Annotated in this window: 12 protein-coding genes; 6 read left to right on the forward strand and 6 right to left on the reverse strand. The window is 66.0% G+C overall.

Annotated elements, in window-relative coordinates:
* Positions 1-87 precede the first annotated feature (87 nt).
* The 5 genes from AAD027_RS13120 (at position 88) to AAD027_RS13140 (ending at position 5,295) form a co-directional block, all read left to right on the forward strand.
* On the forward strand, positions 88-1,206 hold the full coding sequence (locus tag AAD027_RS13120) for a polyamine ABC transporter substrate-binding protein (protein ID WP_341726462.1): 1,119 nt from the start codon (positions 88-90) through the stop codon (positions 1,204-1,206).
* Between the two features lie 141 nt (positions 1,207-1,347).
* Positions 1,348-2,496: an ABC transporter ATP-binding protein gene (locus AAD027_RS13125; RefSeq protein ID WP_341726463.1), complete on the forward strand. Its 1,149-nt coding sequence runs from the start codon at positions 1,348-1,350 to the stop codon at positions 2,494-2,496.
* Positions 2,493-3,404 (forward strand): ABC transporter permease subunit, encoded by a 912-nt coding sequence (locus AAD027_RS13130; protein WP_341726464.1) that lies wholly within the window; start codon positions 2,493-2,495, stop codon positions 3,402-3,404. The genes AAD027_RS13125 and AAD027_RS13130 overlap by 4 nt, the downstream gene beginning before the upstream one ends.
* Positions 3,401-4,243 (forward strand): ABC transporter permease subunit, encoded by an 843-nt coding sequence (locus tag AAD027_RS13135; RefSeq protein ID WP_341726465.1) that lies wholly within the window; start codon positions 3,401-3,403, stop codon positions 4,241-4,243. Before AAD027_RS13130 ends, AAD027_RS13135 begins: the two co-directional genes overlap by 4 nt.
* 191 nt (positions 4,244-4,434) lie before the next feature.
* Entirely contained in the window at positions 4,435-5,295 is an 861-nt protein-coding gene (locus tag AAD027_RS13140; protein WP_341726466.1) for a pirin family protein, read from the forward strand.
* 40 nt (positions 5,296-5,335) lie between these two features.
* On the opposite strand, the gene AAD027_RS13145 is transcribed toward AAD027_RS13140, so the two are convergent.
* The 6 genes from AAD027_RS13145 to AAD027_RS13170 form a co-directional block, all read right to left on the reverse strand.
* Positions 5,336-5,803: a hypothetical protein gene (locus AAD027_RS13145; protein ID WP_341726467.1), complete on the reverse strand. Its 468-nt coding sequence runs from the start codon at positions 5,801-5,803 to the stop codon at positions 5,336-5,338.
* 253 nt (positions 5,804-6,056) lie between these two features.
* Positions 6,057-6,782, reverse strand: coding sequence for an aquaporin Z (gene aqpZ, locus AAD027_RS13150; protein WP_341726468.1), 726 nt, complete (start codon positions 6,780-6,782; stop codon positions 6,057-6,059).
* 169 nt (positions 6,783-6,951) lie between these two features.
* Positions 6,952-7,815 carry a pirin family protein gene (locus AAD027_RS13155; RefSeq protein ID WP_341726469.1) on the reverse strand — a complete coding sequence of 288 codons (864 nt, stop codon included), beginning with the start codon at positions 7,813-7,815 and terminating at the stop codon, positions 6,952-6,954.
* A gap of 248 nt (positions 7,816-8,063) precedes the next feature.
* Positions 8,064-8,741, reverse strand: coding sequence for a deoxyribonuclease V (gene nfi / locus AAD027_RS13160; RefSeq protein WP_341726470.1), 678 nt, complete (start codon positions 8,739-8,741; stop codon positions 8,064-8,066).
* On the reverse strand, positions 8,738-9,283 hold the full coding sequence (locus AAD027_RS13165; protein WP_341726471.1) for a SixA phosphatase family protein: 546 nt from the start codon (positions 9,281-9,283) through the stop codon (positions 8,738-8,740). Before AAD027_RS13165 ends, nfi begins: the two co-directional genes overlap by 4 nt.
* 197 nt (positions 9,284-9,480) lie before the next feature.
* On the reverse strand, positions 9,481-10,488 hold the full coding sequence (locus AAD027_RS13170; protein WP_341726472.1) for an integron integrase: 1,008 nt from the start codon (positions 10,486-10,488) through the stop codon (positions 9,481-9,483).
* A 167-nt stretch (positions 10,489-10,655) separates the two neighbouring features.
* Between AAD027_RS13170 and AAD027_RS13175 the strand changes: the two genes are divergently transcribed.
* Positions 10,656-11,099, forward strand: a complete 444-nt coding sequence (locus tag AAD027_RS13175) for a hypothetical protein (RefSeq protein ID WP_341726473.1) — start codon at positions 10,656-10,658, stop codon at positions 11,097-11,099.
* The last annotated feature ends 818 nt before the right edge of the window (positions 11,100-11,917 follow it).

Consider the following 11,917-nt stretch of genomic DNA (forward strand, 5'->3'; position numbering starts at 1 on the left):
CATTGGATCGACAGCAAGCCTGGGTGTCTGCCAAGGCAGCGCCAGGACCCATCAAGCAGCCCTTGCGGCCCGAAAGGAGAGAGATTGATGAAACTGCGCGTTTTGGCGACCACCCTGGCCCTGTGTACGCTGGCCGCCTGCGGCGGAAAGTCCGGCGGCGATGGCGCCGCCGCTGGCGGCGGCAAGCAGGTCAACGTCTACAACTGGTCGGACTACATCGCCGACGACACCATCCCCAACTTCGAGAAGGCCACCGGCATCAAGGTGACCTACGACGTCTTCGACAGCAACGAGGTGCTGGAGACCAAGCTGCTGGCCGGCTCCAGCGGCTACGACGTGGTGGTGCCGACGCTGAACTTCCTCGGCCGGCAGATCCAGGCGGGCGTGTTCCTGCCGCTGGACAAGAGCAAGATCCCCAACTACGCCAACCTCGACCCGGCCGTCATGCAGCGGCTGGAGAGCCAGGATCCCGGCAACGAGTACGCCGTCCCCTACATGTGGGGCACCACCGGCATCGGCTACAACGTGGACAAGGTGAAGGCCGTATTCGGCGACACCGACATCGCCAACAGCCTGGACATCGTGTTCAAGCCGGAGAACGTCGCCAAGCTGAAGGATTGCGGCGTCACCCTGCTGGACACGCCCTCGGAAATCATCCCGATCGCGCTGAACTACCTGGGCGAGGATCCCAACAGCACCGATCCGGCGACGATCGACAAGGCCGCCGCGCTGCTGAAGACCATCCGCCCGCACATCGCCAACTTCCACTCCTCGCAATACATCGACGCCCTGGCCAACGGCGACACCTGCCTGGTGATCGGTTGGTCCGGCGACATCATCCAGGCCCGCGACCGCGCGGCCGAGTCGGGCAACGGCGTCGACATCGCCTACGCCATCCCCAGGGAAGGCGCGCCGCAGTGGTTCGACATGCTGTCCATTCCCAAGGACGCCAAGAATGTCGACAACGCCTACGCCTTCATCAACTACCTGCTGGACCCGCAGGTGATGGCCGACAACTCCAACTTCATCAGTTTCCCCAATGCCGTTCCCAAGGCGAAGGCGTTGATGGACAAGAGCATCACCGAGGACCCGACCATCTATCCGCCGGCCGATGTGGAAGCCAAGCTGTTCACGTTCGCCATCATCCCGCCGGAAGTGGATCGCCAGTACACCCGTATCTGGACGGAACTGAAGACCGGAAAGTAAGCGCGGGGGCAGGCAAAGGGCGGGCCGCGCCTCCGGCGTTGCGGGGGAGATAGGCAAGCCTGTTCTCTTCCCGCAACCCGTGCGGCTTCGCTTCCCCACGGCCCGCGCAGCGGGCGACTTCACCATCTGGATGAGACTCACATGGCGGCAGAACAGGGCAACGGCACCAGCAAGGACACGGCGCAGAACGGCAAGGACGGCGCCGAGGGTTACCTGCGCATCGTGGACGTGCGCAAGGAGTTCGACGGCTTCGTCGCCGTCGACGACACCAACCTGAGCATCCGCAAGGGCGAGATCTTCGCGCTGCTGGGCGGGTCGGGCAGCGGCAAGTCCACGCTGCTGCGCTGCCTGGCGGGGTTCGAGAAACCGACCGCTGGCAAGATCTACCTTGACGGGCAATTGCTCAACGACCTGCCGCCGTACGAGCGGCCGATCAACATGATGTTCCAGTCGTACGCGCTGTTCCCGCACATGACGGTGGAGCAGAACATCGCCTTCGGCCTGAAGCAGGATGGGCTGTCGAAGGACGCGATCAGGAAGCGCGTCGAGGAGATGCTGGCGCTGGTGCAGCTGGGCAAGCTGGCCAAGCGCAAGCCGCACCAGCTGTCCGGCGGCCAGCAGCAGCGCGTGGCGCTGGCGCGCTCGCTGGCCAAGGGGCCGAAGATGCTGCTGCTGGACGAGCCGATGGGCGCGCTGGACAAGAAGCTGCGCTCGCAGATGCAGCTGGAGCTGGTCAGCATCATCGAGAAGTCGGGCGTGACCTGCGTGATGGTCACCCACGACCAGGAAGAGGCCATGACCATGGCCACCCGCATCGCGCTGATGGACCAGGGCTGGATCCGCCAGGTCGGCACGCCGGACGAGATCTACGAACAGCCCACCAGCCGCTTCGCCGCCGAGTTCATCGGCTCGGTGAACCTGATCGACGGCGTGGTGGAGGAGGACGAGGCCGACTACGTCACCATCCGTTCGCCGCAGTTGCCGGTGCCGGTCTACATCGGCCACGGCATTTCCGGCTTCGAAGGGCAGGAGGTGTCCTTCGCCGTGCGCCCCGAAAAGCTGGGCATCGGCAAGCAGGAGCCTGACCAGCAGTACAACAAGGCCAAGGGCGTGATCGAGGACATCGCCTACTTCGGCAGCCACTCGGTCTACCACGTGCGGTTGCCCAGCGGTTACAAGTTCATGGCCAACTTCGCCAACGTGCAGCGCTGGGCCAGCGAAGGCCTGACCTGGAACGACGAAGTCTGGGTGTGGTGGGGCGACAACGACGGCGTGGTGCTGACGTCATGAACATCAAATCCCTGAAGAAACTGCTGCCGGGGCCGCGCTGGGGCCTGATCTCGGTGCCCTACGTGTGGTTGCTGCTGTTCTTCGCGATCCCGTTCCTGATCGTGCTGAAGATCTCGTTCTCCAAGCTCGCCATCGCGATGCCGCCGTACACGCCGATCATGGAGTACCTGGACAACGCGCTGACGATGAAGTTGAACCTGAGCAACTACGTCGCGCTGTTCACCGACTCGCAGTACGTCCAGGCCTATCTCAGCTCGATCAAGATCGCGGCCATCTCCACCTTCCTGGCGCTGCTGATCGGCTATCCCATCGCCTACGTCATCGCCAAGCTGCCGCCGTCCTCGCGCAACATCGCGATGATGCTGGTGGTGCTGCCGTCGTGGACCTCGTTCCTGATCCGCGTGTACGCGTGGATAGGCATCCTGAAGAACAACGGCCTGATCAACAACCTGCTGATGAAGATCGGCGTCATCGACGAGCCGCTGCAGATCCTCTACACGCCGATGGCGGCGTACATCGGCATCGTCTACTGCTACCTGCCGTTCATGGTGCTGCCGCTGTACACCAACCTGGTGAAGCACGACAACCGCCTGCTGGAAGCGGCCTACGACCTGGGCGCCAAGCCGTGGCAGGCGTTCTTCCGCATCACCCTGCCGCTGTCCAGGGCCGGCATCATCGCCGGCTGCATGCTGGTGATGATCCCGGCGGTGGGCGAGTTCGTCATTCCCGAGTTGCTGGGCGGGCCGGACACGCTGATGATCGGCCGCGTGCTGTGGGGCGAGTTCTTCAACAACCGCGACTGGCCGGCCGCCTCGGCGGTGGCCATCGTCATGCTGATCCTGCTGCTGATCCCGATCCTGATCTTCAACCGGGTCCAGCAGCGCGAGATGGAAGGGAGGCTGACATGAGCCGGCTGCGCCAGCGCGCCACCACCTGGACCATCCTGGGGCTGGGCTTCGCCTTCCTCTACGTGCCGGTCGTCATCCTGATGGTGTACTCGTTCAACGAGTCGCGCCTGGCCACGGTGTGGTCGGGCTTCTCGTTCAAGTGGTACGGCGAACTGTTCCGCGACAAGCAGATGCTGCAGGCGGCGTGGATCAGCATCAAGGTGGCGTTCTGGACCGCCACCGCGGCGGTGGTGCTGGGCACGATGGCGGCGCTGGTGATGACGCGGATGCGCCGTTTCCCCGGCAAGACGCTGTTCGGCGCGCTGATCACCGCGCCGCTGGTGATGCCGGAAGTCATCATCGGCCTGTCGATCCTGTTGATGTTCGTCTCGCTGGGCCAAGTGGTCGGCCTGCAGCCGCGCGGCATCCTGTCGATCTGGATCGCGCACGTCACCTTCACCCTGGCCTTCGTCACCGTGGTGGTGTCCTCGCGCCTGTCCGAGCTGGACAAGTCGCTGGAAGAGGCGGCGATGGACCTGGGCGCCAACCGGATCAAGGTGTTCTTCCTGATCACCTTGCCGATCATCGCGCCGGCGCTGGTGTCGGGCTGGCTGCTGGCGTTCACGCTGTCGCTGGACGACGTGGTGATCGCCAGCTTCGTCGCCGGCCCCAACTCCACCACGCTGCCGATGAAGGTGTTCTCGTCCGTGCGGCTGGGCCTGAGCCCGAAGATCAACGCACTGGCCACACTGATGATCCTGGTCGTGTCGCTGGCCGCGCTGCTGGGCTGGTGGCTGATGTACCGCGAGGAGAAGCGCCGCCAGCGCGACATGCAGCTGGCCTTGCAGGAGAACGGCTGAGCGCTCTCGCGGAATGGATATCCTTGTGGGAGCGACGCGAGTCGCGACGGGCGCTCCCGGTAAAGCCCCATCGCGACTCACGTCGCTCCCACAACGGGGATTCACGCATGCCTGGAACAGAAGGTTGCGCCATTCGCCGTTCCTAAGCGGTACCGTCGGTGCCATCTTGTCGGCAGCCAAGAGGAATCGCCATGAATATCGTCAATGAATCCATCCCCGCCCGCGTGATCCGCAAGGTGCGCGGCCGCGCCACGTCCGACGGCGCCGGCGTCAAGCTGACGCGCGTGATCGGCGGCCCCGACCTGCCGGACCTGGACCCGTTCCTGCTGCTGGACGAGTTCGGCACCGACCAGGCAGAGGACTACATCGCCGGCTTCCCCGAGCATCCGCATCGCGGCTTCGAGACCGTCACCTACATGCTGGACGGGCGCATGCGCCACCGCGACAACCACGGCAACGAAGGCCTGCTGACGCCGGGCGCGGTGCAGTGGATGACCGCGGGCCGCGGCCTGATCCATTCGGAAATGCCGGAGCAGGAATCCGGCCGCATGCGCGGCTTCCAGCTGTGGGTCAACCTGCCGTCGCGCGAGAAGATGACCGCGCCGAAGTACCAGGAGTTCGCCCCCGACCATATTCCGGTGGCGCATCCGGCCACGGGCGTGGAAGTGAAGGTCATCGCCGGCACCGTCGGCGACACCGTCGGCCCGATTTCGCAGCCGGCCACCGATCCGGTCTACCTGGACATCGCGCTGCAACCGGGCCACGCCTGGCAGTACCGCTTGCCCGAAGGCCACAACGCCTTCGCCTACGTGTTCGAGGGCGCGGTGACGGTGGGCGATGGCGATGAGGCGCGCGCGCTGGAAACGCACGAGATGGGCGTGCTGGGCGGCGGCGATGGGCTTTCCGTGCGTGCCGGCAGCCAGTCCGCGCGGCTGATCCTGGTGGCGGGCCGCCCGCTGCGCGAACCGGTGATGCGCCACGGCCCGTTCGTCATGAACACCCGGCAGGAACTGATGCAGGCCTTCGTCGATTTCCAGGAAGGGCGGTTCTGACGGTGTCCCCGGGGCCGGACCGGCCCCGGCCAGAGAGTTTTCAGCGGCCGGCGGACAGCAGCGTGGCGCTGGTGGCGCTGACATCCAGCTGTTGCGCCAGTGCGCGCAGCGAGGCCAGTTCCGTGGGCGACTCGGCGTCGATCCAGACCTGCGCGTACTGGTCCTTGCCCAGTTTCACCACAGTGATGCGCCGCGATTCCATGCCGGGGATCTCACGGCCGCCCAGGTCCGGCCGATACCAGTACATCCCGCGGCCGGAGAAGTTGCCTTCCTCCGCGCGCAGGGAGCGTTCCAGGCTGATCTTGGGGTCGCGCGCGGTCAGCATCACGTTGAGTACCTGGCGGCCGTCGGCGGTGACCGCCTTGCAGGCGATGAAGCTGCGGTCGACGCGCTGCTCCCATTGCAGCCCGGCGCTGTCGGGCAGGGTGGGGCACGGCGGTGTCTGCTGCGCCCACGCGGACGCGGACAGGCACGACAACAGCAGGCAAAGCACGGGCAAGGTCTTCATGAGGCATCCCCTGGACAATCGCCACGCGTGGCAGATGGTTGGTGCAGGCTTCACTACGGACCGTCGTGGATGACCCCTCGCGGGTCCGGACCGCTCGCCTCCCCAGGCGTTCCACGGCGCTCCCTGCCGGTTTCCCGTCCGGCAGACGACCCGACCATAGTCCATGCTGCACTGCAAGGCAACCGGCCCGTCGGGCAGGACGGACCGTGCCACGGCAAGGCCCGACCCGCTGCCGGGCCGGGCCATCGGGGGATCAGTCCCTGTCGCGGCCCAGCCAGCCGTAGAGCATGCCGCCGATCAGGCCGCCGAGGATCGGCGCCAGCCAGAACAGCCACAACTGGCCGATGGCGGCGGGGCCGGCGAACAACGCCACGCCGGTGGAGCGGGCCGGGTTCACCGAGGTATTCGTCACCGGGATGCTGATCAGGTGGATCAGCGTCAGCGCCAGGCCGATGGCGATCGGGGCGAAGCCCGTCGGCGCGCGGCCATGCGTGGAACCCATGATGACGATCAGGAAGAACGCGGTCAGCACCACCTCGGTCAGGAACGCTGCCGCCACCGAATAGCCGCCCGGCGACATCGCGCCGTAGCCGTTGCTGGCGAACACGCCCGCCGCGTTCGGGTCGGGACTGAAAGTGCCGGTGCCCTGCGCGATCTGCAACAGGATGAAGCCGGCCGCGATGCCGCCGACTACCTGCGCCGCCACGTACGGCACCAGTTCCCGGGCCGGGAAGCGGCCGCCGGCCCACAGGCCGAAGCTGACCGCCGGGTTGAAATGGCCGCCGGAAATATGGCCGAACGCATAGGCGCCGGTCAGCACGGTCAGGCCGAACGCCAGCGCCACGCCCAGGTAGCCGATGCCGAACTGATACCCGTCCGCACCGACGACGTGGGCCGCCAGCACCGCGCTGCCGCAACCGCCCAGCACCAGCCAGAACGTCCCCAAAAACTCGGCCGTGAGTTTCTTCGCAAGACTCATTGGAACCCCCATGCGTTGAATGGCACCGCCGGCTGGCGGTGTCGGCAACATAGCGGAACCGGGTCACAAAAAGTGTTTGCTTTGCGTTATGTCGTCGCGATCCGGGCGCTAATGGGAGACGTCTCACGATCACGCCCGGGCGGCAGGCGCCGCGCCATCGTCCCCGCGATCAGCGCTCCGGCAGCGGGATGAACTCGGTCTCGCCCGGGATCCGGCCGAAGCGGCCGTCCAGCCAGTCCTGCTTGGCCTGCTCGATGCGCTCCTTCGAACTGGACACGAAGTTCCACCACATGTGGCGCGGCGCATCCAGCGGCTCGCCGCCCATCAGCAGCCCCTTCACCGGCGTCTTCGCTCGCAGCACCGGACGGCTGCCGCGGTCGAAGACGACCAGGTGCTTTTCCGGGATGTCCGCGCCGTCCACCTGCGCATCGCCCTCCAGCACGTAGAGCGCGCGCTCCACGTGCCCCGAATCGATCTCCAGCTCGGCATCCGGTTGCAGGTCGACGGCGACGTTGAAGGTGCCGCTGAACACCTTCACCGGCGACTCCTCGCCGTAGGCCGTGCCGGCGATCACGCGCAGGCGTGCGCCATCGCGTTGCAGCTCCGGCAGGGCGGCGGCGGCGTGGTGGTGGAATTCCGGCGCGACTTCCTCGAACGATTTCGGCAGCGCCACCCAGGTCTGCATGCCGTGCACATCGTGCCGGCCGGTGCGCACGTCCACCGGCGTGCGCTCGGAATGGGCGATGCCGCGGCCGGCGGTCATCCAGTTGACGTCGCCCGGCGCGATCACCTGTTCCGAACCCAGCGTGTCCTTGTGGTTGATCGCGCCGGACCAGAGGAACGTCACCGTCGCCAGCCCGATGTGCGGGTGCGGCCGCACGTCGATGCCGCGGCCCGGCTCGAACACCGCCGGCCCCATGTGGTCCACGAACACGAACGGCCCCACGCTGCGGGCCTGCAGGCTGGGCACCGCGCGGCGCACGTTGAAGCCGCCGCCGAGGTCGTGCACGCGGGGAGAGATGATCGTGGTCATGGCGTGTCCTCCGTCTGAGGGGAAAGCATGGCATGGGCAAGAGCGTTCTCCGACGACGATACGGAAACGATCCGTTGCACGTCATCCCCAATCGGAGGCATGCGGGGGCGCCAATGGCCATGTCCGCACGCCCTGTAGGAGCGCCCTTGGGCGCGATGCTTTTCGACCGGAACAAAAACGCAACAGCATCGCGCCCAAGGGCGCTCCTACAAGGGGCCGGGTTGAGCCGGTCCGGCGATCGGCCGGCCTCAGCCGAGCAGGTCGCCGCGCCGCGAGGCGATCCGGTCCGCCAGCCGCGTGGGTTCGGGCAGCCGGTAGCCGCGCAGCGTGCGCAGCACCCAGTCCACCGCGCTGTCCATCGAGACGCGATGGCCGGGCGAGACGACCAGCGGATTGCAGCGCGCCTTGCTGCGCAGCATCCAGCCGATCCGCTCGCCCCGGTGGATCAACGCGGTGCGATCGCCGGGCGACGGGCCGGGCGCCTCATGGCGGCCGCACAGCACCTTCTTCGCCACGCCGATGGCCGGCAGGCCCGTGGCCACGCCGAAGTGCGCGGCGATGCCCAGCCGGCGCGGGTGCGCGATGCCCTGGCCATCGACGAAGACCAGGTCGGGCACGTGCGGCAACCGATCCAGCGCCGCGAGCAGGGCGGGCAATTCGCGGAAACTCAGCAGGCCGGGCACATAGGGCATCGTGGTGTCGACGCGCGCCACTTCGGACGCGACGGGCAGCAGGCTTTCCGCATCGAGCAGCACCGCTGCGGCGCGGGTGATGGCGCCTTCCTGCTCGAATCCCACATCGAAACCGGCCAGCCAGCGCGGCGGATCGGCGAAGTCGTCGCGCAGGACGACCTGTTCCGCGAGCTGGCGTTGCAGGCGCTTGGCATCCTCGATGCTGCCGTCCCAATCGCCGAATCCGCGGTTCATGGGCCGGGCGCGCCGTATGCCTGCACGTCCAGCGTGGTCCGGCCGTCCTTGTCGATGCGCACGATGGACAGGCGGTCGTACTCGGTGTCGTCCATCGGCTCGGTCGGGCAGTCGCACAGGGACGCCACCAGCTCCGGCACGGTATTGCTGTGGCCGACCACCAGCACGGTGCCGCGGCCGTGCTGCCGCTTCCAGCGTGCGGCGGATTCCGCGGCCGGTCCCCGGGAGTAGTAGGCGGAAACCGGCAGGCCGTGCGCGTCGGCGGTGGGCTGGCCGGTCTGCTGCGTGCGCCGGAACTCGGTGGCGTACACGGCCGTCACGGGTTCGCCGCGCAGCCGCTGGGCAAGCTTCACCGCGCGCGCCTGGCCGGTCGCGGAGAGGTGGGGGTCGTCGGGATCGTCGGTGGCCTTCTCGGCATGCCGCACGACGATGAAGGTCACGCCCGTATCGCGGTCGGCGGCGGGCCGTGTCGTGCCGCAGGCCGATGCCAGCAACGCCGGCAGCAGGACGCAGGGGAAACGGAGGGCGTGGAAGGCGCGCATCATCGGAGCCACGTGGAGTGCAGGGGCGTGAGCCTGCAACGGCTTGCGCCATGGTGCAAGCCGTTGCGGCGCGAAGGTACGATAAGCGCCCATGCGTGAAGGCGGAGGCAGGATGCGCACGTGGCCGACGTGAAATACGGTTTGTGCTGCGCGCGGCGAACGCGCAAGGAGGCTTGCCGTTGCCGAAGGGTTGAAGGTCAGCGGTCCAGCGGACTGAGTGCGCCGCCGGCGCCGCGGTTGAGCACGTGCGTGTAGATCTGTGTGGTCGCGACGTCCTTGTGCCCCAGCAGTTCCTGGATCGTGCGTATGTCAGTGCCGGCCTCCAGCATGTGCGTCGCGAAACTGTGCCGCAGCACGTGCGGCGTGACCGGCTTGTCGAGTCCCGCGCGCTGCGCCGCGCGCCCGACCGCGCGTTGCAGTACGTTCTCGTCCAGATGGTGGCGCTTGAGGCGGCCGTCGCGCGGATCGACACTGCGGCGCCGGGCCGGGAATACGTACTGCCACGCCAGCGCGCGCGAGGCGCTCGGGTACTTGCGCGCCAGCGCGTGCGGCAGCGCGACTTCGCCGAACCCGTGCGACAGATCGTCCTCGTGCAGGATGCGCACGGCGTCCACCTGCCGCTGCAGCGCATCGCGCAACCTGGCGGGCAGGATCGTCCGTCGGTCCTTGCCACCCTTGCCGTCGCGCACCGTGATCTCGTTGCGAGCGAAGTCCACGTCCTTCACCCGCAGGCGCAGGCATTCCATCAGCCGCAGGCCGCTGCCGTACAGCAGCCCGGCCATCAGCCAATCGCGTCCCGACAGCTGGCCCAGCAGCCTGTCTGTTTCCGTGCGCGACAGTACGACGGGCAGCCGCGGCGTGCGCTTGGCGCGCACCACGTTCTCCATCCACGGAAGATCCAGTGCCAGCACGTCCCGGTACAGGAACAGCAGCGCCGACAGCGCCTGGTTCTGGGTGCTGGGCGCGACGTGGTCGCGCAGCGCCAGTTTCGACAGGAAGGCCTCCACCACCTTGCCATCCATCTCCCTGGGGTGGCGCATTCCACTCTCTCGGATATACCGGCGAATCCAGTACAGGTACGCTTGCTCCGTCCGCAAGCTGTAGCGTTTGAGCCGCATCCTGGTGCGAACTTCGTTCAGCAGCCGCGGCCGGGGCGGCGCTGCATCCGTACCGGATATCGCCGCGGACTTGCCGTGATATTGCATATCGGGGCCTTCTTGCCGGATAACCCGGAAATCTCCCCGGTCCATTCCCCGTCCGCTATCGGTGGAAACCCTTGATCCGTGTAGGAAATCCCTGATTGACGGCCGGCATCCGCCGATGCAAAGTCGGCACTATGCCCCGCTAAGGGGTCTAATTGTAGTTAGGCGGCATGGAAATCCCTCAGGCTCTTTGGCGGTTCCCTACAGCAGCAGCAATTGCTGGCTTGGCCCGTAGATTTGAGTTCACCGTTCACCCCCAGATGCAGGATTCGGAGTGTGAGCTCGCGAACCCGGGAAGAATCGACGAGTTCTTGGCGGCCTATGAGCAGAGCGACCTATCGGACGATGAACTGTTTCTTCTCATGGAGATTGTGCTCAACTCATTCGAGTTCTCTGACACGCCCCTTGCCGATCATCCAGGCTGGAGTCGGACACTGCACTTGCTCGAATCCAACATAGGCAGACATATCTACTCGATCCTCTATTTCGCCGATCCCGAAAGTGACTGGCGTATTGGTCAAGACCTGCGTTTACTGGCTTCAGAGTATGGAGATTCCTTCGGCTTGCCGCCTAACAATTCATTCAAGCCGAACCCGCTTCGCGGGTCGGCTTAATTCAGGCGTTAGAGGTCACAGATGAGTCAGTCGGGATGCGAGAAATGCCAGAGCGGGGTCTACTCCGGCGAGTATTCGCTGTTTGAGGGTGGCAGCGCCCAACCTGCTCGCGTCGCCGACTCCCCCACAGCACAAGCCCAACTGCATCACTGCACCATGTGCGGCGCGTGGTGGCAGTTCAATCAACGCGAAGCGCATGTGATTCCGGAGCAAGAGGCGCGCTCTGTGTTCCCAGATTACTTCGCCTCGCGTGCAGGTGTCCTGCGGGTGACCTCTAACAATTCATTCAAACCCAACCCGCTTCGCGGGTCGGCTTAATTCAGGCGTTAGGGGGCACTGGAAGCTCATGCGACTGCTGGCAGTTTTAATCGTCATTTGCGCAGTGCTTGTCGGCTGCGTTTCTTTCGGCCCCGCTGACGGACAGTTCTACGTCACTGGCTCCACACCGCCTGACTCCAGTTGCACCTTATCAGTCAGTGCCGTCAGCTCCAGTGCTGCTCCGGCTGAGCGCGCTGTCTCTGGTGACTTCCGTGAGAGCTTCATTGTTGGCCCATCACGCGGAGGCAATCTGGCTTCGTTGATTTGTAGCGGCACTGTTGTAGCGTCTCGTAGCTTCAAGTACGGCCAAGATGTTCGTATCGGCGGGGAGCTTGCCATTGGCGGCGGTGCCCCCTAACAATTCATTCAAGCCGACGCGGTAGTTCCTACGGTTCAGTGGACACCCTGACCTAACCTCAGGAGTGTTGCCATGCCAAAGCCCGGCCCCAGAACGACGTATTCCTACAGCGATGCCTTCAAGGCGGCCGCTGTTCGCTTGA

The organism is Pseudoxanthomonas putridarboris (genome assembly GCF_038321125.1).
In the GTDB taxonomy this organism is placed as follows: Bacteria; Pseudomonadota; Gammaproteobacteria; order Xanthomonadales; family Xanthomonadaceae; genus Pseudoxanthomonas_A; species Pseudoxanthomonas_A putridarboris.